Below are 22,686 nucleotides of genomic sequence, written 5' to 3' on the forward strand. Positions count from 1 at the left end.
TGGGGAAGGGTCATTCCGACTGCTTTGTCGGAGTGCAAAGTTACATTTTAAATTTTGAAAATTAACTATTTATTTTAAGAATATTTCAAAAAAAAATGTAGTTTTTTAGAAAAGTGGCCCTGAAAAAACAAAAACGAGTTGGAAAACATAAGCGGTATGTTTTCCAACTCGTAGGCAATAATGAAGCTGATTTGTTTAATAAACGATGATTTCGTCGGTGAACAAGTAGCCTTTTTTTGGATTGCTGGCTTTGATTTTTATATAACGAGCCTGTTGGGCTTTGTCAAGTTTGAGTTCAAACCTTTTGAACGTCAACTTGGATTCTTTATCGGATATGTCATTTTTGATCGTTCCTACAGATCTGAAGGTACGGCCATTATCCGAAAGCAGGACTTCCATTTCTCCAGGCATATAAACGCCGGGTCCGATCATCTGCATAAAATTCATGGCTACTTGGTGTATTTCTTCCCTGCGTTCCATATCCACGACAACATCAATCGGACTGGTGAATCCTTGCCATTGACCATCGTGATAGGAAAGACCGCCCATGATTCCGTTTGTTAAGGTAGAATCTTTTTGTGCTGGATATCCCGACCATGCTGTGTTGTACGTTACTTTTTTTCCAATAGCACGATGAATGTCAATATCAAAGGATAGGGTTGGTCCGATTTTGATAGAATCTTGAAAATAAGCGGCATTGATATGACCTGTTGAGCTGAGTTCAAATGGTCCAGTATATGGCGTAGACAAGATTGTAGGCTCACTGCTATCAATGGTATATCGGATCTGATCTGTTTTTAGTTGCTCCGTTGTCAGCGTAATTTTATTATTATTTTTAGCGGCATTGTATGTTGCTGTATAAGCGACATTAAAGGAAGGACGATAATAATTGACGTTCAGATCTTGTAAAAGCTTATAATGTGATTGCAGTCTTCGCTGAAAATCCGTCCAGCTTTTCCCGTCTTTATTCGTCCAATTGATCTCCGCCAAAGCCAGCGCACGTGGGAACACCATATATTCGAGGTGTTCGGTGGTAGGTACATATTCTGTCCATATATTCGCCTGTGCGCCGAGGATATGCTTGGTTTTGTCCCCTTGTATGGCGGCTGGAATAGGATCATACGAATAAACCTTATCAAGTGTCAGATAACCCCCGATGGCTTCAGGCTGTGTCCGAGGGTCTGTTTGATAAGAATCAAAATAGAGGTGTGAACCAGGAGTCATGATGACATCATGGCCTGCATTTGCGGCCTTTATGCCACCATCTTCACCGCGCCAGCTCATGACGGTCGCTCCTTCGGTGAGCCCCCCTTGAAGGATTTCGTCCCAGCCGATCAGCTTTCTACCTTTGGATTGCAGGTATAGATCCATTTGTTTGATGGCATAACTCTGCAGTTCGTCAACAGATTTTAATCCTTCTTTTTGCATGAGCGCCTGATCTTTTGGGCAGGTTTCCCAATGCTTTTTCTCAGCTTCATCACCGCCGATATGAATGTACTGGGAAGGGAATATCGTGAGGACTTCATCCAAAACATTTTTTAGAAATTCAAACGTTTTTTCATTGCCGATACAGAATTCTCCCTGACTATAGGGCTTTCCGGAGCAAGAGAGTTCGGGGTATACGGCTAATACTTCTTCCGAATGTCCGGGCATTTCTATCTCAGGAATAACATTGATCCCTTTACGGGCTGCATAGTCGACCAATTCGCGTGCTTCTTCCTGCGTATAGAATCCACCGCTGGCATTTGGCTTACCTTTTTCTACATACTGACGACCATTGTTCCACCAATCTTTCCAGCCCGTATGTGTACGCCAGGCCGCCTTTTGTGTTAACTCGGGGTATTTCTTAATCTCCAATCGCCACCCCGCTCCGTCGGTTAAATGCCAATGAAAATTGTTGAATTTGTAGATGGCCATGATGTCGATATACTTTTTTACAAAAGATAGCGGCATAAAATGGCGCGATACATCCAGGTGTAAGCCACGGTAGGCAAATCGTGGCTCATCGACTATAGTTGCATAGGCTATTTTACTTGGATCAGCTTGTAGATAGCCCAATTGAACCAGTGTGTAAATCCCATTGATAACCTGGGGTACAGTCCAGGCCCTGAGTAGCAGGCCTTTTTCATCGATTTGGATGGAATAGGCGTTCTTGCTAAGGTTATCTGCATCAACTGCTTTAATAATGCGAAAGCCTTCTTTTGGACCTTTTTTATTTTTCTTGAGTACTTCGACAGCTAGGCTTTTGATAGCTGGGTGTTCACTAAGCAGTTGTGTCGCCTCCTGAAATTCATCTGAAACAATAACCTGAAGATGTGTAGGGATAGCGTATGTTCCCGTAGCCAATGTGATTTTCGAAGGTTTGGGTATAATGTCAAAGTTGGTTTGGGCATGTGCAGTAAAGATCGTTGCACCCCCAAGTAACAACATGGATAAAGATCGGCTCAGTCGCATAGTTTTGTTATTAGATTAATGATAATCAACACAAATATCCTAATTTTTGTTTCATAATTCTATTATTGGTGGCAATCGGTCATTTTTTATGATATAAAACCAACAAATTGACGGGTAGAAATTACATTTTTAATCCTTAACTTTGTTGTATGATTGAACTTCCAGTTATTCCGGCAACTCCTGCACAACGCAAGCCTGATTGGTTGCGTGTCAAATTGCCTGTTGGTAAAGAGTATAGACATGTCAGAAGTCTTGTAGACGAGCATAAATTACATACAATTTGTGAGAGTGGAAATTGCCCGAATATGGGCGAATGTTGGGGCGCTGGAACGGCAACCTTCATGATTTTGGGAAATATCTGTACGCGTTCTTGTTCGTTTTGTGCGGTAGCAACCGGTCGTCCTCTGGCGGTTGATTTGGATGAACCCAATCGTGTCGCCAATTCTGTCAAGTTAATGCAGGTAAAACACTGTGTGATCACTTCGGTGGATCGTGATGACCTAAAAGATGGTGGTTCGATAATATGGGCGGAGACAATCAACGCAATCCGTAGAGAAAGCCCAGAAACAACCTTAGAAACACTTTTGCCAGATTTTAAAGGACAATGGGATAATTTGGACCGCGTGATCGCAGTACGTCCCGAAGTTGTTTCGCACAACCTCGAAACTGTCCGTCGTTTGACAAGAGAAGTTCGCGTTCAGGCTAAATACGATCGTTCACTCGAGTGCCTACGTCGCATTTCTGAAGCGGGACTCCGTACAAAATCAGGAATTATGCTTGGCTTAGGTGAAACTGAGGAAGATGTTATCGAGGCAATGCAAGATTTATATAACGTCGGGGTGCATATTTTGACATTAGGTCAATATTTACAGCCTACGAAAGCTCACCATCCTGTAATCGAATGGATTACACCTGCACAGTTTGAGAAATATCAGAAAATTGGTTTAGAAATGGGATTCAAGTATGTGGAGTCAGGACCGTTGGTTCGTTCTTCTTATCATGCTGAGAAACATCTATTCGATATGCAATAGAAAACAGTTCTAAAGTTTTTTAACGAAGAATACTTTTTCGCAAGATATAAAAAGAAGCCTGAGTGATTTTTTGCTCAGGCTTCTTTTTTAATACCCCAACGCAATTGTTTCTTTCCGATGTGGTCTGATGCTTTAAAGGTTAAAAACTGTGCGGAGTAAAATTGTTCTTCCGCGAAGTTCAAATTCATTCTCGGAAATCATATTGGCCGTCATCAGATAAGTACGATAGTTTTTGATATTGGCCAAATTATTCATTTCCAATTCGAAGTCCATTTTCCACTTGTTGACCTTGTAGCGCGTAAAAAAGTCTATGAAGGTATAACTTGCATTCTTCATGTTTGTTTGAAAGGTGGCAAGATTGCGCAGGTTTAGCCGCATAAAGCCGTTTTTGAAGAGGCTGGTCGGAAAACCTATATTATGCATCATTGTGGTGGTTTTATTTTGGATCGTATTGTCCAGACCCTGTTGTTTACTCCTGCTCCAATTGAATAGTCCTGAATAGGAAATGTTATAAGATTTAAAGACTTTAGCTTCTATACTGGGTTGAAATAGATAGCTCATACTTCTAATAGGGACTAGGGCATTGTTTAACAATTGATTGTATTTGAAGTGAGAAATGCTTCCTTTTAGTTTGAGGGTACTTGCCAGGGGGAAAATGTATTTATCGAACCCGATCTGAGAAGACCAGCGCTCCTGCAGGTTATCCATATTGACCAAGATATTTTCGGTGATGTTATTTTTTATAACGGAAGATAATATCGTGTTGGAAAGCGATCTTGAATAGCTAACACCAGCATTTGCAAATAATACTTTTAGGGTACGGGCTAAATTATAATTGAGATTAAATGTATGTTTTTTGGATTCATTTAGCGCTGCATTATTTTGGCTGAGCATTCTATAGTTCCGTAATACCGCACCGCGGTATATATCTTCTATGTTGCCAATGTCCTGCGCAAATTGATAGTTAAATTGAAGATAGTCTTCTTGAGAAACCTGCCATCTCGCTTTTAAATTAGGATTGATCAGCACAGAATTTTTGGAAGTGGACAGCTGATGACTGACATCTTCATAATGCGTAAATAAATAGGTGACCGGGATGTCGAGCTGGGTTTCAAACCGACTTGTTTTCCAGGAATATTGAGGAGTAATAAATGCTTGGGACCTGCTCCAATGCAGATCATTACGGGTATTATCGCCCAAAGTTCGAATATGTTGATCATTATCCGCTATTGTAAGGAGCGAGTTGAAGTGTTGGCGATCTGTATCGAAGCCAATTTGATAGTATTGCTTGATTCTGCCTTTATTGAAACGATAACCTGTACTGACCTCCGTAAAAAAGGAAGGAACTTCAATTTGCTGGCGGCTACTTTTATAGGGAATGCTATCGTTGAGTATTTCTGGAAAAACACCGGGATAGATCTGTAAAGACTGTGGTTTATTACCATAATTTAAAGTCCAGTTGATTGCAATAATGTCGTTGTTTTTAAGTTGGGGTATATAGCTAAACAAGTTGCTGAATCCCTTGATGTGGTGTTTTTGGAACTGCTCGATCTGGCCTGAAGAGTTTGTCAACAATGCTGTTATATCTTTTTTTTCATACTCAAATGACAAGGCATTACTCGCATATTTCTTTTCCGTATTGGTGGATGCCGAAAGTCTGGCTGCGCCAAGCCATCGCGCTGTTTTCAGCTGATTTTGCTCATTAAAATAGACGTCGCCATCATCGAGCAGGTATTGTGTGCTTGAGGCATTATTTTGCCTATTGTTGTCGTATAAAACCTGAATATTTGATTTTAGCTGCCAGTGATTCTTAAGGTTATATAGATTATTGGTGTTTAGCGAACCTGTATTGTTGAAATAATAGTTGTTTTTAGGGATATTTGGACTGCCTGTTGTGCTCGTCGCCAGGAGATTGTTGATGGGCGAGCTACCAAACTTGGCCAGTAAAGAGGACTGATTGGCGCCGATGATATCTCCGGAAAGATCATTGCCGGTATTATTACCGCTGAGGACATTCAACATCTTAACTTTTTTGTTGAATAGGATTGAGTTCAATTCAGGATCATAGAGATTGGGCGTGCCGACGCCAATTTTGGCCTGCCCAGTGAGTTTTAGCTTTGCTTCCTCTTTGATAACGAGATTTATGGCGACGTCTTCTGTAAACCGTTTATTTTTAAGAACTTTATAATGTTCGTGATTGTCGAGTACCTGAATGTCTTTTACCATTTTATGCGGGATTGTCCGTGTACCTACACCATAGCGGTTTTCCAATAGATCGTCACCGTCAATGTAAAGTTTAGAAACGGTTTTGTCCTGGTATTTAATAAGACCCGATTCAGTAACTTCCATACCCGGAAGACGTTTGATTACGTCGCCTATATTTCGATCCTCTTCTTTGGCAAAAGATCCGACGTCGTAAGAGATCGTATCATTTGAACGGCTTACTTTAGGTTTGCTCTTTACAATGACATCTTGTAGTAGATTGGTTTTTGGTACGAGGGCGATCCGAAGATTCGATGTCTGCGTGCCAAGTTTGAGTTCAAATTTTTCGTAAGTAAGGTGATTGATCTGCAGGTAGAGGCTTGCATAGTCCTTTGGTAATGTAATTGTAAAACGCCCTTCTTTATCTGTCGGTTTGAAAGCGATGATTTTGTTGTCTGAAAGGATGTTAACACTGGCAAAGGGTACGGGATGCTGCGTCTTATCCACTTGGACCGTTCCACTAATCGTTTGCTGGGCAAAGGTTATTTGCCCAAGCAAAACGAATATAAATAAACATAAAAATACTTTCATTAAGGCGTCAGCTCTATCGGATTGTTGGTAACTTTTGAAGGTTTGTATTTATCGTCTCTTGAAATATTGAAACTCTTTATTTTTGACGGATCCAAAGCACCAGCAGGGGAGCCTCCTCCGGAGCCGGAACTGGATCTAACTGCAACCATATTTCCCGATGAACCTACACTGATGGTTCTGTTTTTTCCCGATTGGGCTTGCATATAAGCTTGTGGATTGGCCTTAAAGGCTTCCTGAACTTTTTTTACCTCTTCTGCAGTACTTACAATGGCGTTTTGCGGCAGGGCCACCGATGTTTTGCCATCCTCAATTTTGTCGAATCCGGCGTAAGCAAAAATCACTTCATTTTTTGTGTCACGAGCATCCAGAATTAGGCCAGGAAGGCCATGAAGTTTCCACGGACCATAGGAAAACGGCAGTTCGGTTGTAAACCAGGCGATATAGGTTCGGCCTTTGAATGTTGTTTTTGCGTTCTGGCAATTGTAGCCACCAATTTCTTTGCGGTCACCCAGTATTTCCCAATCTTGAATAGGGTAAACCTGTGGAATGGCAAAATTGTCACTGGCAACGCTGACCACTTCGGTCATTTTGTTTTGATTGGCGTCTAATAAATAGGAGGAGCTCGATGGTGTCGAACGAGTAGTAATGTTTAGTGTACCGTCGAAACTGGGGCCCTCCATTTGTTTTTTGACCTCATCTTGCATGCGCCTGGATGAATATGATGTGTAGTAGCTGGCCTGTTGATTCAGGTAAACGACTGTTTCATCGCGTATAAATTGATCCCGTTGGGTGCTATCATTTACATGCTTGAATTCGTAATGTACTTTAGCGATTGCTGGAGTACGCTCTTGTGCAAATAACAGCTGCGTCGCTAAGGATAATAGGAGTAGTAATGAATATTTCATAAATGTATGTTTATATCGTAAATATACGAAATATTCGTAATTAGGAAAATTTATTCTAATTTTTCCTTGTAATCCTCCTTAGGGCAGGTTACTGCAGGTGAATAAATGTTTGATTTGTTAGCTATCTTTTTTGTTAACTATTTCGCTTTGTCAGCGATATAAGTTTAGTGGACATGTTTAGGCATATGAGCTATTGTTATCTTTTAAACACGGTCTCACCTGCAATTACTGTCTGTGCTGTTTTTACATTTCGCAGTTGCTCATTCGGAATTTTCAAGATATCCTTTTCGAGGATAACAAAATCAGCATCTTTTCCTACTTCGATACTTCCTCTTTTTTTCTCCTGAAAACAGGAGTATGCCGCCCAGATTGTCATTCCTTTCAAAGCGTCTTCACGGCTTATCGCATCTTGCATCTGAAATCCGTGGCTAGGATATCCTTTTTTGTCAACGCGGGCTACTGCCGCGTGGAAACCATATAAGGGATTGAAATGTTCGACCGGAAAATCACTCCCCAAAGCGAGTTTTCCATATTCTTTCAACAGATGCTTATAAGCGTAAGCGCCTTTCATACGTTCTTCACCGAGTCGATCTTTGGCCCAGTACATATCGGAGGTTGCATGTGTGGGTTGTACAGATGGTATGATTTGATACTTTCGAAACTTATCAAAATCTGCAGGCGATATAATTTGGGCGTGCTCGATTCGCCATCTACGATCGCCATTATTATGGAGGTATTTGCCATAAATATCCAATATAATACGATTGGCCGAATCGCCTATCGCATGGGTATTTGCCTGAAACTTACTTTCGGCAATCTGTTTGATCATTGCTTCGTATTCTTGAGGGCTATGGAGGAGAAAGCCGTGGGTGGGGGCATCATGGTAATGCGCGAGGAGGCATGCACCACGGGATCCCAATGCGCCATCGGCGAGCAGTTTAAATCCTTTGATCTCGAAACGGTCTGTTTCATAGAAACCCTGATCGATAAATGACTTTATATTTTGGGGATTGCCTAGGATCATGGCATAATCTCTAATTTTCAACTGTCCTTCCCGATAGTATTTCTTTAGCAGATCGAGTCTTTCTTTTGATAAACCTGCATCTACAATGGAGGTAAGGCCAACGGAAAGGAGAGAGTCTTGCGTCCGCTTGAGCATTCTTAAATATTCTTTTTCACTCGGAACCGGAATTGTCTTATTGACAAGATCCATTGCATTGTCGATCAAGAGACCATTGGGAGTATTATTAGTCCCGCCGACCACACCGCCGCGAATGATGGGGATACTTGTTAATTTTGCCCATTCGAGTGCTTTGGAGTTCGCAACCGCCGCATGATAATCTACACGCATAAGGTAGACGGGGATATCCGGGAAAGCTTTGTCGAGTAGATCCTTGGTTGGGAAAGTTTTATCTTTCCAGCGATTTTGGTCCCAGCCACCACCGATCAGCCAAGTTTTGTGCGGATTTTTTTGTTGGTAGTTTTTGACACGTTGAATAACCTCCTCGAAAGAATCGGCGCCGTTTAGGTCGACTTGATCCATTAGTTCGGCTTCGTCAAATAAATGCGCATGGGCATCGTAGAATCCCGGATAAATGGCCTTCCCCTGTGCGTCAATTTTTTCTATTGCTTTGTACTTTCGCTGTATTTCTTCATCGGAACCAATGGCAATAAACTTACCATCTTTGACAGCAAAAGCATGTGCTGTACTAAAAGCCGAATCTACAGTATATACTTGCGCATGATAAACAATAAGGTCCACTTTCGTTTGCGGTGAACATGATATGATCGTCAAGCAGAATAAAAAAATGATTATTGGGAAGGTTTTCATAACCTAAAAATAGGAAAAAGCTTTTAATAAACTGAAACTAGACTTGGGGCTAGGTCTGCTGGATATGCGGACTTGAGGTTTTGGCTGATCGAATTGCTTTAGCTGATCGAATTGCTTTACGTGAGGCGCCTATGCTGAGTTGCCGCTTAATGTTCGGACAGGAGACCATCTGTAAAGTTTTGAAAGGGGACGTGCAGGAAAAGTAAGGAAAATACGAATTATCCAATAGACAAAAAAGGCTATCCAAATAACTTGGACAGCCTTTTTAATTCAAAAATCAAAATACGTGATTAACAGTACTCGTCAAATGCTGCAACTAAATTGTCAGCAATCATTTGTGCCGGGCGACCTTCAATCATATGTCTTTCAATCATGTGTACCAATTTCCCGTCTTTAAATAAAGCCATTGCTGGTGAAGATGGAGGGTAAGGCAACATGTAGTTACGTGCAGTGTTTACTGCATCAGTTTCCATACCTGCGAAAACAGTCACCAATTTGGCTGGGCGTTTTTCGTTTTTTACAGCAGCTTTTGCGGCTGGACGTGCATTTGCAGCAGCGCAACCACAAACAGAGTTTACAACCACAAAAACAGTTCCTTCTGATGCGATAGCCTGATCAACTGCTTCAGGTGTTTTTAATTCTTCGAATCCCGCATCAACTAACTCTTGACGCATTGGAGTTACTAAATATTCTGGATACATTATTTCTTAAGTAAAATGTTAATATTCTATTTTAATTGTGTTTATAAAGCTTTCTGTCGCCGGGCAAGTATACTTACTCCGCATAAACAACAGCTATACTTTATTCTTACAAATATAGCTGTAAAAGGCTGCTTCGTCAAGACACTTGTCTCAAATCAATGTCAGAAAATCTTTTACAGCATGAAGTCCATTTTCAAGACGTTGGTCGCCGAGACCCGAAACAAGACGATAATTCGCATTAATGGCGTTCAATTCGTTTTTCCAGATCTCCATGAAATGTTCGCGCTGTTCGGGAAAATCCCGTAGTGGATCGTCCTGCCAGGGTAGATCGATATCCATCAGCAGATAGAGATCGTAAACATGTTTTTGAATTTTATCGGTGACTTCCTGTGGTGTATGACCGAAAAGATGATCTGACCAAATTTTGACCGTAAGGAAGGTCGTGTCACAGATGAGGAGCTGTCCTTGTGCTAAAGGGACCAGCGCTTCCTCCAAAGCGACCTGTCCATAAAACATATTGACTTCGTCCTGTAAGGTATATTTATTGTTGAGGCTTTGACAATAATAACGTGAATATTCGGGCACGCATACCGTCTGAAATTCCTTGGCAAGAAATTGTGCCATCGTTGATTTTCCGGTGGACTCGGGGCCAACAACGGCAATTTTTATGAAATCTTTTCCCACATCGATCGTTTTGATAGGCAATATTACGCAAAATTTTTATAGGTTTTCTGCCAATCGCGATAGCCATTCCAAGCGATGAGTGTGAAAACAAGGTAGAGTACTGCGGTCAGCATAAGGTCTTTGTGTATATAGAGCGGGATATAACAAATATCCACAAATACCCATAAGAGCCAGTTTTGGAGCACTTTGCGTGTCATCAGAAATTGAGCAACAAAACTTACGGACGTGCAGAAAGCGTCAATATAAGGAACATCGGAATTTGTCTTGCTATCGAGGAGATAACCGATTGACAGTGTCAGGACGAGGATTGCCAGGAGGCAAAGGAGCAACTGCCCCTTGCTGGCTTTGACGATGGGTTTCTTTTTCTCTTCTTTTCGTTTTATCCAATAATACCAGCCATAAACAGCAGTAGACAGAAAGTAGAATTGCAGTACAGTATCTCCATATAGTTTGGCATCATAAAATAGAATAGCATAGGACGCCACGCTGATGATACTAATCGGCCAGTTCCATATATTTTGCTTAGCGGCCAAATAGACACAAAGAAAGCCTGTCAGGGTACCTAACCATTCGAGCCAAGAGGTCTGGGCAAATTGACGTGCAATCTGCTGAAAAAAATCATGCATGTGGTGTATTAAAAATTACACCCTAAATATACAAAGTCTGCCTTATAGTCAATTATTGAACTTGTTTATTAGCGCAATTGGTACTGGCAAAAGACTCGGGCTTAGCCTTAAAAACAAATCCCATACCCATAATATAGCCCATGGCTTCTTTCAGGGCAACATTTGACTGGAAATTTGGATTGGTGTTGATGTCGGCGTGGACTTCGAGGTCTACTTTGTGTTTTTCGAGGAGGGGGCAGAGTTGATAGGCTATATCGATGGATTTTTGGACTTCGAGTAGCATCCTTTCTTTAATGCTCATTCGGTGGTGCCTTTTGTCCCGTTGGATAAACATAAATCCACCTTTATGTTCCCGGAGAAAGACGATGACTGTTGCGAAGTCGATGATGCCTCTCTTGACTTGGGAATCGGTGCCGATATAAACCTTGAGCTTATTCCCTAGGGCATCTTCTCGTTTAATGACTTCTTCAACAGCATCGAAAATCGTGGAGCGAATGGATTCGCCATTGTATTTTTGCCATCTCATAGCGATATAAATTAGATATAAAAAAATTAAACTTCATCATTGACATAAATTTACTGAATTTCAATGAGCTAAGTGTTAATTTAGTTTTAAATAATTTATCCACATTAATGGTGTTTTACACCATAGGCCAGGTCTCCGGCATCACCGAGCCCAGGTACAATATAGGCTTTTGAGGTCAGTTCGTGGTCGACGTCGCCAACCCAAATATGCGCCGTGGGTACAAAAGCCTGAACGTGGTTTAGTCCTTCTTCGGATGCAATGGCCGCAACAATGTGTAATTCCTTGATGTCATATTCAGCCAGTAGATCCTTACAGCATAAAACAAGGCTCTTTCCTGTGGCCAGCATGGGGTCTACAATGATTACTGTACGGTTGTCTAAGTTTGGTGTATTGACATATTCCTTATGAATTTCAAACTCACCGCTCTTTTTTGTATGCCGATAGGCCGCAATGAAGGTGTTGTCGGCCTGATCAAATACATTTAAAAGTCCCTGATGAAAGGGAAGACCCGCTCTCAGAATTGTAGCGAGTACGGGTTGTTCCATCAAGAGATGGGTTTTGGCCACGCCTAACGGAGTTTCAACTTCAACAGGTTTGTAGGCCATCGTCTTGCTGATTTCATAAGCGAAAATTTCACCTAATCGTTCCAGATTCCGACGAAAGCGCATACGGTCCTGTTGAATAGTGATATCTCTCAGCTCGGCAATAAAATGATTTGCAATGCTATTTTGGGTAGATAGAATAGTGACCATGGCGTGTGTGCTAGTTCAATTAAACTAAAGATAATAAATAATCAATTGAAAGTAATAACATCTATGGTATTATTATAGTTTGCGCTAAAATGGTAAAATTTTTAGTAAATTTGTGTAAGACCATAAGAGGATTTGGCCTGGGCTACAGGTTGAAAAATCCTCTTGTTAGCAGATTGAAACCATCGGATCATAAAGGCTTTTTTTGAGCCTACGGCTCAAGTAATTCGTGGTGCAATGTTTGCTGAAAGAGGCCTGAATAGTTTTCTTTAAGAAATAGGAAGTATATGAAATTTGAATTGACATCGGAGTACAAACCCACAGGCGATCAGCCCGAAGCAATTAAGCAGTTGGTAGCAGGTGTAGAGCAGGCAGAGCAATACCAGACACTTTTGGGGGTAACGGGATCGGGTAAGACTTTTACTGTTGCCAATGTGATTCAGGAAACGCAAAAGCCAACCTTGATTTTAAGTCACAATAAAACATTGGCGGCCCAGTTGTACGGTGAATTCAAGCAGTTCTTTCCCAATAATTCGGTCAACTATTTTGTGTCTTATTACGATTATTATCAACCCGAAGCTTTTATTGCTTCGACAAATACCTACATTGAGAAGGATTTAGCGATTAACGAAGAAATCGAAAAGTTACGTTTGGCGACTACCTCGTCATTGATGTCGGGTCGGCGTGATATTGTTGTCGTTTCTTCGGTATCCTGTATCTACGGTATGGGAAATCCGGAGGATTTCTCCCGATCTATTTTTCGTTTTGGTGTCGGTATGACTGTCACAAGAAATGCTTTCCTGCATAAATTGGTCGAGATCTTATATTCACGGACGACCACAGAGTTTAAACGGGGTACCTTTCGTGTTAAAGGTGATACGGTGGACGTGTTTCCGGCATACTTGGATAATGCCATTCGGATTTCATTCTTTGGAGATGAAATTGATGAACTGAGTGAGATCGATCCTATTTCAGGTAAAACGCTGAACAAGATGGAAGATCTTGCTCTTTTTCCGGCAAACCTTTTCGTTACACCGAAAGAAAAATTCAAAGAATCAATCTGGGCTATTCAAGATGAATTGATGCAACGTAAAACGCAACTGGAAGAGGAAGGCTTAATGCTGGAAGCGAAGCGTTTGGAGGAGCGGGTCAATTATGATTTGGAAATGATGCGTGAACTGGGCTATTGCTCGGGAATTGAAAATTATTCCCGCTTTTTCGATGGTAGACAACCGGGGATGCGTCCGTTCTGTTTGCTGGATTATTTTCCGGAGGATTACCTGTTGGTCATTGATGAAAGCCACGTCACCTTACCACAATTGCGTGCGATGTATGGTGGTGACCGGTCGCGAAAAGTTTCCTTGGTTGAACATGGGTTTAGGTTGCCAGCAGCTTTGGATAACAGACCTTTGAACTTTCCGGAGTTTGAATCCCTGACGAATCAGACGATTTATGTGTCCGCGACTCCGGGCGATTACGAACTGCAGCAGACTGAAGGTGTTGTTGTTGAGCAGGTCATTCGTCCAACAGGACTTTTGGATCCGATTATTGAAGTACGACCAGCGATTAATCAGGTCGATGATTTCTTGGAAGAGGTCGATAAGACCATCAAAGAAGGAGGGCGTGTTTTGGCTACTACATTGACCAAACGCATGGCCGAAGAGCTTTCCAAATATATGACCAAGCTGAATTTAAAAGTCCGTTATATACACTCCGAAATTAAAACCCTGGAGCGGGTGGAAATCTTACGCGGTCTTCGATTGGGCGAATTTGATATCCTGGTCGGGGTGAACTTACTGCGTGAGGGGCTCGATTTGCCTGAGGTTACGCTTGTCGCGATTCTCGATGCGGATAAAGAGGGCTTTCTGCGTTCCGAACGATCGCTTATTCAGACGATTGGCCGGGCTGCCCGGAATGATAAAGGTCGGGTTATTATGTATGCCGATAAAATGACGGATAGTATGCGTGTCACAATAGATGAAACCAATCGTCGCCGAGACAAGCAGATGAAGTATAACTTGGAACATGGCATTACACCGCGTACAGTCGGCAAAACAAGGGAGGAGATTCTGGAGCAGACTTCTGTTGCTGATTTTTCGGGTATTGAACCTAAAATTTATGTTGAACCTGATCCGTCGAAGGCTATTGCAGCTGATCCAGTGATGCAATACCTGAGTGAGAAAGATTTGAAGAAGGCGATCGATAACGTAAGGAAGAAAATGGACAAAGCTGCAAAAGAAATGGACTTCTTGGAAGCTGCGAAATATCGTGATGAAATGTTCTCTTTGGAGAAGCTCTATGAAGAGCGGTTCCCATCGTAAAGGAAGGCAGTTTGTTAATATGTATTAATTATTGTTAATCAATATTAAGATTTGTTAAACAACGCTAAATAGCGTTTAAATTAAGATTCCGCCTTGCATATTTGTGGCAATTGTAAATAAATTGACCACATATGAAACATTTAATCTGCAGTATAATACTGTTTTCTGTGTTTTCCACAGCATTCTGTCAAAGTAAAATTTCTTACGGTATAAATGCTGGGTACACGAATGCCGGATCATTGGTATCCAATAAACGATCCCACAGTTATAGCTTCCGAAGCATTTCGGGTGTTACAGCAGGGCTTTTTCTTGAAATACCGCTCGTTGGCGGACTCTCTATTCAGCCTGAAGTAAACTTTACTCAAAATGGTATGGAGGCAAAGCATGCCCTTGAAAATAACTGGACAACATACCGAAGGAATGCGATCGAGATTCCATTGAATATAGCTTATAATATTACGGTTGGAGAAGGTCGGATTTATCTTGCTGCTAGTCCCTATTATGGTATACAGATGTCTGTGAATAATAATGATGGAAAATTTTACGATGCAACGACCAATCCTTCAGACTATGGTTTGGGTTTTAACTTAGGTTACAAATGGAATGGGGGCTATGGTTTCTTCATTGGCTCCAATTATGGGATGAAGGATATGAGCGTCAATGAAAATGTAAAACTCTATAACCGTACGTTCAATGTTGGCTTACGATTTGACCTCCATCAGATACTGAAAAAATAGCAACTAATATAACTTTAACGGGAAGCAGCACTCCATCAATTATATCGTCTCAGAAAGAACCTGTTTTTTTTGAAGCGTTATCATCGGATGTGCTGCTTTTTTGTAAGCTCAAGTTTTATGTTTTCATCTTCAGGTCATTTGTACTGATCGATGAAATCTGTATTGACCTCTAAGATCCACGCTAATTATTTTCCTTTCTTTCACATCAGATGTCTCCTGATCCACTGGAATCGACCTTATTTCATGAGTTTCTCAATTGAATTATATTGTTCAATTGTTAACATATTTTGCGTAAATCAAATTCTTCTCAGTAAATTAGTGCTCAAATCTAAACTAAAACATACTAAAAAATGAAAAAGCCAATTCTCGTTGTCAAATTTGGATCGGCTTCTATTACCACGAAAGAGGGAGAAGTTGATGAACGTATTGTTTTGGAGATCGCTAGGCAGATTGCTTCCTTACAAAAGAAATACAATATTGTCTTGGTCTCTTCAGGTGCTGTTGCCGCCGGTAAACGTTTTCTGCCCAGTTATACGGGAACGTTATCCGAACGAAAGGCCGCGGCTGCAATTGGCAACCCCATATTGATTAATACGTATTCAACTTATTTCCGACCGTTTAAAATTTCATTGGCGCAAAGTTTATGTGAGCGACATCATTTTTCCAATCGGGATCAATTTCTACAATTGAAAAATACGTATGAGGAATTGTGGCGGAACAATGTGATTCCAATCGCAAATGAAAATGATGTGGTAAGTAATAAAGAACTGAAGTTTTCAGATAATGATGAGTTGGCAACCTTGATTGCTGTTGGTTTTGGTGCCGAAAAATTGCTATTTAGTACTTCCGTCCCCGGTGTGTTGGATGCAAATAACAAGATTATACCGCAAATTGAAACCATCGATCGGGATATCTTAGGTTTGGCAAGGAAGGATAAATCTTCAGTAGGATTGGGGGGAATGACTTCGAAATTGAACTTTGCCCGATTGGCCAATCAGATGGGGATCGCTGTTGTCATTTTTAGTATGCAAACCGAAGAGGCGATCCAAAAAGCGGTTAAGCACGAGACCGGCACATTGTGTCTGGCTCAAAGTAAGAAGATCTCTTCCCGCAAGAAATGGCTTGCGAGTGGAAGTTTGATAAAAGGGGAATTGATGGTTGACCGTGGAGCGGAGGAAGCATTATTGAAGCACAAAAGTTTACTAGCCGTGGGGGTAACCCGTATCGTTGAACATTTTGAAAAAGGAGAAGTGTTAAATATCGTCAATCTAGAAGGCCTAACCGTTGCCGTTGCCCGGGCGAAGATGGATTCATCCGCTTTGTCCCAGGCCAGTAAAAAAAATGTAGAAATTGCACATGCAAATGATATCGTATTGTTATGAGTGAATCCATCGTAAAACAACTTCAGGCGGCGGCCAAAGCAAAACAAATTTTGCAACAACTGGCTCCTGATACCAAAATAACTATTTTAAATGCCATCGCAGATGGTCTTGTCGCGCATACCGCAGCTATATTACAAGCGAATAAGATTGATTTGGATCGTATGTCTGATGACGACCCCAAAAAGGATCGTCTTTTGCTCAATAGCGATCGTCTAAAAGGCTTGGCTGACAGTGTTAAGCAAATAGCCCAGCTAGCGGACCCAACAGATCAGCTATTACTAAAAAAGATATTGCCGAATGGATTGGAGATCGAGAAAATTACGGTGCCGCTTGGTGTCGTTGGCGTAATCTATGAATCGCGACCTAATGTGACGATAGATGTTGCGGCACTATGTATTCAATCGGGTAACGTTTGTCTATTGCGTGGTGGTTCTGATGCATTACACACCAATGAAGCATTGTTAAAAGTGATCCATGACGTCCTGCAGCTGCATGGTATCTCAAAGGATATTGTGCAACTATTACCTGTCGACAGAAAGCATGTGTCGGAATTGTTGGAAGCGACCCAATATGTGGATATTATCATACCACGTGGCTCACAGTCATTGATTGATTATGTCAGGGAGCATGCGAAGGTACCTGTCATTGAAACCGGGGCGGGAGTATGCCATACGTATGTGGACCGTACAGCAGATCTGGATATGGCAGCTAAAATTGTTGCTAATGCTAAAATTTCCAGGCCATCGGTGTGTAATTCTTTAGATACTGTTCTGGTCGATCGCACTATTGCTCCCGAGTTTCTAACAAAACTGAAGACCTACTTTGAAGATGCTCAGGTGGAAGTTTTTGCGGATCCTACAGCTTATGAGGTGTTAAAGGCCGAAAATTTTTCAAATTTAAGACGTGCAGAAGAAGATGATTTTGGAAGAGAATTTTTAGATTTGAAGTGTTCAATAAAGACAGTTGGGAGTTTAGATGAAGCTTTGGATCATATCGCAAAATATTCTTCCAAACATTCGGAATGTATTGTTTCTTCCAGTGAACTCCATATCGAACAATTTTTGAACACAGTGGATGCTGCTGCGGTATATGCCAATGCATCAACACGTTTTACAGATGGTGGTGAGTTTGGTTTGGGGGCAGAAATCGGTATCTCGACCCAAAAGTTACATGCCCGCGGACCATTTGCATTAGAAAAATTGGTAACAGAGAAATGGATTGTCCGTGGAAATGGACAGATCAGATAAGCATAGATCATGGGATTAAGTTTTAAAAAAGATGTATTGATGAATTGGATCGAAGAAATTGGTAAATTTCTTCGCATATGGACAGAAGGCCATGATGCCTTTATCGAGCGGACTGATCCAGCAGTGTTTGAAGATGCTTATGAGAAATTCTTCGAAAAGAGTAGGGCCTATTTTTTAAATCTTTCCGAAAGCGAGCTTTCGGAATATCTCAAAACAGATCTTCAAATACAGCAACTACATCCATTGGCTTTAACCTTGTTGTTTGATGGTTTGAATGCTACAGATGGTAATCAGGAGAATTTACTTCGCAAAGCAAAGTTTATTTTGAATCTGGCGATGGCCGAAACGGCGAGCTTTGCCTTTCAGGATTATCAATATCTTGCCATGATCGATAACAAGTTGAAGAGCCTTTAAAGATAACTTCTGATACTTCCCCATGTTGAATTAGATACCGTAAGGGATTAAATTGGCATAGGAGCAGAATTTCGGAAGTTATCTACTAATGGGCAGAAAACTGCCCATCAATTAACTGCCCCAAGAAATTGTAAACTTTTTGGGGCAGCGCATTGATCGACTCGTTATAACAGAAGTAATAACAAATTTGTGTAATCTTTTTTAGACCTTCCATTGTGAACGGAAATAGGCGGTTTTGTTCCGGTTGCTTAGCGCAGAATCTCGCGGGCGATCACCAGACGTTGGATTTCAGAGGTCCCCTCGTAGATTTGTGTGATTTTTGCGTCGCGCATTAACCTTTCGACATGATATTCTTTTACGTAACCATAGCCACCGTGGATCTGTACAGCTTCCACAGTATGTTTCATGGCAACTTCCGATGCATGTAATTTAGCTACCGCAGCTTCTTTACCGTAAGGAAGACCTTGGTCCTTTGTCCAGGCAGCTTTATAGGTCAAAAGTCGAGCAGCCTCGATATCGACTTCCATATCGGCCAATTTAAACTGTATGGCCTGATGGTCCGAAATTGGTTTTCCAAAGGTCTTTCGCTCTTTTGAGTAAGCCAAAGCGAGATCATAAGCACCGGCAGCAATTCCTAAAGCTTGTGCTGCGATACCGATGCGTCCCCCATCGAGTGTTTTCATGGCAAATTTAAATCCGAAGCCGTCTTCTCCGATGCGATTTTCCTTAGGAACCCGGACATCGGAAAATAAGAGAGAATGCGTATCAGAACTACGGATGCCCAACTTGTTTTCCTTCGGACCAATGGTAAATCCTGTCAGCCCTTTTTCAACAATCAATACATTGATTCCTTTGTGGCCTTTTTCAGGATGTGTCTGTGCGATTACAAGATAGATATCAGCATGGCCACCGTTGGTGATCCAATTTTTTGTGCCATTTAGTAGATAGTGATCTCCTTTATCTTCGGCGGTTGTGTGCTGCGAGGAGGCGTCCGAACCGGCTTCGGGTTCTGATAACGCAAAAGCGCCAAGTTTCTCGCCCTTCGCTAAAGGAATCAGGTACTTTTGTTTCTGTTCCTCTGTACCAAAAGCATTGAGTCCATATAATACCAGGGAATTGTGGGCGGATACAATAACGGCCGCAGAGGCATCAATTTTGGCAATTTCTTCGAGAACAAGAACATAGGCCAACGTATCCATGCCAGCCCCACCATACGCTTCGGGGGTCATGATACCCATAAATCCTAGTTCAGCCATCTGCTTGACAAAATCTATTGGAAATTTTGCGGCTTCATCGCGCTCGATTGCCCCAGCCTTTAGCTCCTGGGCGAATTCCCGTGCTGCGTCACGGATCATTTTATGTTCTTCGCTTAATTCAAAATTCATGGTATTTCAGTTTTTTTGGTTCGTCAGTTACCAAGCCGATAACTTATATATCTAATAAGGTTTGCTGTCAAAAAGTTTTCTCCCAACTCACAATCATTTATGAGACTGGTGTACCACCATACTCAAATATACAAAATATATATTATGCGAGCATAGTAAATAAGCAAAATACTTTTATACTAATTCAGTTAATCATATAGGCTTTTGGTGAACAATGGGCTGGATAGGGCACCTGGTCTTGGTTAATCTGGAGACAAATTTGCAGCGAAAAGTCAACATATTAAAATCCTTACTTTCAATTGGATTAGCTTTAGTTTTTTCATCTTAATTTAAAAAATTGAAGAATTACTTGTTTGCTAAATTTAATCTACTATATTTGTAGACTATATAATTTAAACACATTTAAAAAATAAGATTATGAGTTTAAGATTAGGAGATGAAGCGCCAAATTTTAAAGCGCAAACAACCATTGGTGAAATAGATTTTCACGATTATATCAAAGATAGCTGGGTCGTTTTCTTTTCGCACCCATCAGATTATACGCCAGTATGCACGACAGAGTTGGGCCGTACTGCAAAATTGAAATCTGAATTTGACAAGAGAGGTGTGAAGGCCATTGCACTAAGCGTCGATAATGTAAACGATCACTTGAATTGGATTAAGGATATCAATGAAACGCAAAATACCGAAGTGAATTTCCCGGTTATCGCTGATGAAGATCATCATATATCGGAATTGTACGATATGATCCATCCAAATGCGTCTGCAACAGCGACCGTGCGTTCGGTATTTATTATTGGTCCCGACAAAAAGATCAAACTGACGTTGACCTATCCAGCATCAACAGGTCGTAATTTTGATGAAATTTTACGGGTCATTGATTCTTTACAGTTAACAGCCGATTACCAAGTGGCTACACCTGCTGACTGGAAGCATGGTGAAGATGTTATTGTTGTTCCAGCGATAAAGACAGAAGATATTCCTGCTAAATTTCCAAAAGGGTTTAAAGAGATCAAACCGTATTTGAGAACGACACCACAACCTAATCTGTAAGAACTAGGCTTGAATTAAGGGACAAAAAAAGGCAACGTTTTCAAACGTTGCCTTTTTTATAGATTTAAAATGCATCCTAATAGACTTTAACCATGTAGATATAGTCTTGCATTTTCTTGATTTGTTCTGTTCTTGGTAAGCCTGCCAAGCTATTCTTTTTATTGATCTTAAGACCAGTAACCAGTGAATCACTTGGGATGTCCGCTAAAGCATTCAAGATTGATTTCGTTTTGATTGCAAAGGCAGCACCATCTATGCCACGTTGTTTTCCGGAAATAATACCAATCACATTACCTCTGCTATCCAATACGGGACCGCCACTGTTACCTGGATTGACAGGCACGGAGATCTGATAAGCAATGGTATCACCAGCATAACCTGTTGATGAACTTAGGTATCCCTGACCATATACTGCTTCGTCACGAGGAAACCCGATTGTATAAATATCTTCGCCAAGATCTGAATTCGAAGTTTTGAACGTGTAAGGTAAGCTTTTAGCTTTCTTAAAGGTCTTATCTGCGATGTATAAAATTGCTAAATCTTTGCTTGGATCGGTATGTACGATTTGTGCTTTATAAGATTCGCCTTTACTATTTTGTAAATAGATTGAATCTGCTCCACTAATGACATGGTAGTTGGTGACCACATAGCCATCTGTTGTCAGCATAAATCCTGTTGCGCCAAACTGGCTTTCAGTACCTTTTACTGATTTTTTGTCATTGATATCCCTGATTGCAGCGTTGTGTGCGTTGACGTTCTTTTTGACATTGTTCATGTCTCTACGTAATGCACTGTAATCGGAAGATGCTTTTTCGAGGTTGCTGTAATAACCGCTCAACCATAATGTGCCAAATACCGCAAATACCGCTACCACTGCCGCCACCAAAGAACTTGCTTTGATACGTTCCCAAAGTGAAATAACTGTTGATTGCTTCATTGGAACAACCTTGGTTGTTTTGCTTTGGGTTTTATGGTATTCTTTTGCTGATTGTGCCAATGCATTTTTGAAATCCAGCCGATGGCTAGTTTCCTGCATATTGACGACAAATTCGCGGTGTTGTTGTAATTGGGCAGCATAGGAGGGCTGTTCAGCACAAAAAGATTCAAATGCAGCTTTTTCCTCGGTCGATAATTCGCCGCGAAGATATTGATCTGCTAATTCGAAAAATTCTTTTTGATTCATTGTTCCCATGGTGTTACTCAAATTTTAATCTGTTGAAAAAAATATTTTTTTCAGCCTTTGTAGGCATTTATACTTCTGAGTCTTGGCATTATCTGTATTGGTATAACCAAATTTTTCACAGATGTCCTGCATCGAATGGTTTAAGATATAGAAATCATGTAAGATGGTCTTACATGGTTCTCCCATTTTCTCGAGGGCAAGTTCCATTTGGTCGAACTTTTTTTCAAGTTCTTGATGCTGTTGAAGATCTTCTTCCTCAAAGAGGGAATCTTCATAACCCCTAATGTCACTGTTGCCGAAACCAGCACGATTGAGTTGCTTAAGCCAAAGCCTTCTGCAAATCGAGTAAAGATATGTTTTTAGTTTGCTGCTGAGCTCAAAGTTTCCCTTGGAAACTTTATCGTAGAGCACAATGACAGCTTCTTGAAAGATATCTTTCGCTTCATCCTCACTTCCATTGTTTTGCAAGATCATATGGCTTATAGACGGATAGTACCGCTTATAGATAGCATCTATCGCCAAGCTGTTGCCGTTTCTGATGCCATCAATGATCTGCTCATCATTTTCTAACAGGACTGATTTACTGAATTTACTCACCTATTAATACCTTAATGCTTAAATTGTAACCCTTTGAAAAATAAAATTCTTCGAAATATTTTCAAAC

General features: G+C 41.0%; 19 protein-coding genes. 7 read left to right on the top strand and 12 right to left on the bottom strand.

The annotated features are described in order from the left end of the window. Positions 1-195: 195 nt before the first annotated feature. Entirely contained in the window at positions 196-2,430 is a 2,235-nt protein-coding gene (locus ACLCDV_RS02970) for a beta-N-acetylhexosaminidase (protein WP_411972880.1), read from the bottom strand. 173 nt (positions 2,431-2,603) lie between these two features. On the opposite strand from ACLCDV_RS02970, the gene lipA reads away from it, so the two are divergent. Beyond that, positions 2,604-3,485, top strand: coding sequence for a lipoyl synthase (lipA, locus tag ACLCDV_RS02975; RefSeq protein WP_046672297.1), 882 nt, complete (start codon positions 2,604-2,606; stop codon positions 3,483-3,485). Positions 3,486-3,617: 132 nt separating this feature from the next. On the opposite strand, the gene ACLCDV_RS02980 is transcribed toward lipA, so the two are convergent. The 8 genes from ACLCDV_RS02980 to upp all read right to left on the bottom strand — a co-directional run bounded on the left by ACLCDV_RS02980 (position 3,618) and on the right by upp (position 12,303). Then, complete coding sequence (locus tag ACLCDV_RS02980) at positions 3,618-6,278, bottom strand: hypothetical protein (protein WP_411972881.1); 2,661 nt, start codon at positions 6,276-6,278, stop codon at positions 3,618-3,620. Further along, entirely contained in the window at positions 6,278-7,183 is a 906-nt protein-coding gene (locus ACLCDV_RS02985; RefSeq protein ID WP_336833664.1) for a GLPGLI family protein, read from the bottom strand. The genes ACLCDV_RS02980 and ACLCDV_RS02985 overlap by 1 nt, the downstream gene beginning before the upstream one ends. Before the next feature lie 196 nt (positions 7,184-7,379). Then, the gene (locus tag ACLCDV_RS02990) at positions 7,380-8,945 is read right to left on the bottom strand and encodes an amidohydrolase (RefSeq protein WP_411972882.1); all 1,566 of its coding nucleotides are present in this window, start codon (positions 8,943-8,945) and stop codon (positions 7,380-7,382) included. 359 nt (positions 8,946-9,304) lie between these two features. Then, the gene (locus tag ACLCDV_RS02995) at positions 9,305-9,715 is read right to left on the bottom strand and encodes a BrxA/BrxB family bacilliredoxin (protein WP_411972883.1); all 411 of its coding nucleotides are present in this window, start codon (positions 9,713-9,715) and stop codon (positions 9,305-9,307) included. A 150-nt stretch (positions 9,716-9,865) separates the two neighbouring features. Beyond that, entirely contained in the window at positions 9,866-10,399 is a 534-nt protein-coding gene (locus tag ACLCDV_RS03000) for an ATP-binding protein (RefSeq protein ID WP_317668504.1), read from the bottom strand. Positions 10,400-10,422: 23 nt separating this feature from the next. After that, the gene (gene pnuC / locus ACLCDV_RS03005; protein ID WP_317668503.1) at positions 10,423-11,025 is read right to left on the bottom strand and encodes a nicotinamide riboside transporter PnuC; all 603 of its coding nucleotides are present in this window, start codon (positions 11,023-11,025) and stop codon (positions 10,423-10,425) included. Between the two features lie 52 nt (positions 11,026-11,077). Beyond that, entirely contained in the window at positions 11,078-11,551 is a 474-nt protein-coding gene (locus ACLCDV_RS03010) for a ribonuclease H-like YkuK family protein (RefSeq protein ID WP_046672303.1), read from the bottom strand. 104 nt (positions 11,552-11,655) lie between these two features. Then, the gene (gene upp, locus ACLCDV_RS03015; protein WP_313186537.1) at positions 11,656-12,303 is read right to left on the bottom strand and encodes a uracil phosphoribosyltransferase; all 648 of its coding nucleotides are present in this window, start codon (positions 12,301-12,303) and stop codon (positions 11,656-11,658) included. Between the two features lie 284 nt (positions 12,304-12,587). Here upp and uvrB point away from each other — a divergent pair, with 284 nt between their 5' ends. From uvrB to ACLCDV_RS03040, 5 genes are all read left to right on the top strand, one after another. Further along, positions 12,588-14,621 carry an excinuclease ABC subunit UvrB gene (gene uvrB / locus ACLCDV_RS03020; protein ID WP_201670136.1) on the top strand — a complete coding sequence of 678 codons (2,034 nt, stop codon included), beginning with the start codon at positions 12,588-12,590 and terminating at the stop codon, positions 14,619-14,621. Between the two features lie 131 nt (positions 14,622-14,752). Then, positions 14,753-15,358, top strand: coding sequence for an outer membrane beta-barrel protein (locus ACLCDV_RS03025; RefSeq protein WP_411972884.1), 606 nt, complete (start codon positions 14,753-14,755; stop codon positions 15,356-15,358). A gap of 350 nt (positions 15,359-15,708) precedes the next feature. Further along, complete coding sequence (gene proB / locus ACLCDV_RS03030) at positions 15,709-16,740, top strand: glutamate 5-kinase (RefSeq protein ID WP_317668501.1); 1,032 nt, start codon at positions 15,709-15,711, stop codon at positions 16,738-16,740. Next, positions 16,737-17,987, top strand: coding sequence for a glutamate-5-semialdehyde dehydrogenase (locus ACLCDV_RS03035; protein WP_411972885.1), 1,251 nt, complete (start codon positions 16,737-16,739; stop codon positions 17,985-17,987). Before proB ends, ACLCDV_RS03035 begins: the two co-directional genes overlap by 4 nt. 39 nt (positions 17,988-18,026) lie before the next feature. Next, positions 18,027-18,401: a hypothetical protein gene (locus ACLCDV_RS03040; protein ID WP_411972886.1), complete on the top strand. Its 375-nt coding sequence runs from the start codon at positions 18,027-18,029 to the stop codon at positions 18,399-18,401. A gap of 248 nt (positions 18,402-18,649) precedes the next feature. Here the strand turns inward: ACLCDV_RS03040 and ACLCDV_RS03045 are convergent, their stop codons facing one another. Then, complete coding sequence (locus ACLCDV_RS03045; RefSeq protein WP_333576393.1) at positions 18,650-19,786, bottom strand: acyl-CoA dehydrogenase; 1,137 nt, start codon at positions 19,784-19,786, stop codon at positions 18,650-18,652. Between the two features lie 417 nt (positions 19,787-20,203). On the opposite strand from ACLCDV_RS03045, the gene ACLCDV_RS03050 reads away from it, so the two are divergent. Next, entirely contained in the window at positions 20,204-20,839 is a 636-nt protein-coding gene (locus ACLCDV_RS03050) for a peroxiredoxin (protein WP_333576391.1), read from the top strand. A 76-nt stretch (positions 20,840-20,915) separates the two neighbouring features. Here ACLCDV_RS03050 and ACLCDV_RS03055 read toward each other — a convergent pair whose 3' ends face one another. Both ACLCDV_RS03055 and ACLCDV_RS03060 read right to left on the bottom strand, forming a co-directional pair. Next, positions 20,916-22,022 carry a serine protease gene (locus ACLCDV_RS03055; RefSeq protein ID WP_317668497.1) on the bottom strand — a complete coding sequence of 369 codons (1,107 nt, stop codon included), beginning with the start codon at positions 22,020-22,022 and terminating at the stop codon, positions 20,916-20,918. A gap of 24 nt (positions 22,023-22,046) precedes the next feature. Then, positions 22,047-22,619 carry a sigma-70 family RNA polymerase sigma factor gene (locus ACLCDV_RS03060; protein WP_317668496.1) on the bottom strand — a complete coding sequence of 191 codons (573 nt, stop codon included), beginning with the start codon at positions 22,617-22,619 and terminating at the stop codon, positions 22,047-22,049. Positions 22,620-22,686: the final 67 nt, after the last annotated feature.

Source organism: Sphingobacterium sp. Lzh-3, from assembly GCF_046764375.1.
GTDB lineage: Bacteria > Bacteroidota > Bacteroidia > Sphingobacteriales > Sphingobacteriaceae > Sphingobacterium.

What these genes read in the sequence shown, in the direction of transcription:
- ACLCDV_RS03045 (WP_333576393.1), bottom strand. Translation starts at nt 19,786, where the DNA reads ATGAATTTTGAATTAAGCGAAGAACATAAAATGATCCGTGACGCAGCA.
- ACLCDV_RS02970 (WP_411972880.1), bottom strand. Translation starts at nt 2,430, where the DNA reads ATGTTGTTACTTGGGGGTGCAACGATCTTTACTGCACATGCCCAAACC.
- ACLCDV_RS03035 (WP_411972885.1), top strand. Translation starts at nt 16,737, where the DNA reads ATGAGTGAATCCATCGTAAAACAACTTCAGGCGGCGGCCAAAGCAAAA.
- ACLCDV_RS03055 (WP_317668497.1), bottom strand. Translation starts at nt 22,022, where the DNA reads ATGAATCAAAAAGAATTTTTCGAATTAGCAGATCAATATCTTCGCGGC.
- uvrB (WP_201670136.1), top strand. Translation starts at nt 12,588, where the DNA reads ATGAAATTTGAATTGACATCGGAGTACAAACCCACAGGCGATCAGCCC.
- proB (WP_317668501.1), top strand. Translation starts at nt 15,709, where the DNA reads ATGAAAAAGCCAATTCTCGTTGTCAAATTTGGATCGGCTTCTATTACC.
- ACLCDV_RS02980 (WP_411972881.1), bottom strand. Translation starts at nt 6,278, where the DNA reads ATGAAAGTATTTTTATGTTTATTTATATTCGTTTTGCTTGGGCAAATA.
- ACLCDV_RS03010 (WP_046672303.1), bottom strand. Translation starts at nt 11,551, where the DNA reads ATGAGATGGCAAAAATACAATGGCGAATCCATTCGCTCCACGATTTTC.
- ACLCDV_RS02985 (WP_336833664.1), bottom strand. Translation starts at nt 7,183, where the DNA reads ATGAAATATTCATTACTACTCCTATTATCCTTAGCGACGCAGCTGTTA.
- ACLCDV_RS03050 (WP_333576391.1), top strand. Translation starts at nt 20,204, where the DNA reads ATGAGTTTAAGATTAGGAGATGAAGCGCCAAATTTTAAAGCGCAAACA.
- upp (WP_313186537.1), bottom strand. Translation starts at nt 12,303, where the DNA reads ATGGTCACTATTCTATCTACCCAAAATAGCATTGCAAATCATTTTATT.
- pnuC (WP_317668503.1), bottom strand. Translation starts at nt 11,025, where the DNA reads ATGCATGATTTTTTTCAGCAGATTGCACGTCAATTTGCCCAGACCTCT.
- ACLCDV_RS02995 (WP_411972883.1), bottom strand. Translation starts at nt 9,715, where the DNA reads ATGTATCCAGAATATTTAGTAACTCCAATGCGTCAAGAGTTAGTTGAT.
- lipA (WP_046672297.1), top strand. Translation starts at nt 2,604, where the DNA reads ATGATTGAACTTCCAGTTATTCCGGCAACTCCTGCACAACGCAAGCCT.
- ACLCDV_RS03025 (WP_411972884.1), top strand. Translation starts at nt 14,753, where the DNA reads ATGAAACATTTAATCTGCAGTATAATACTGTTTTCTGTGTTTTCCACA.
- ACLCDV_RS03040 (WP_411972886.1), top strand. Translation starts at nt 18,027, where the DNA reads ATGAATTGGATCGAAGAAATTGGTAAATTTCTTCGCATATGGACAGAA.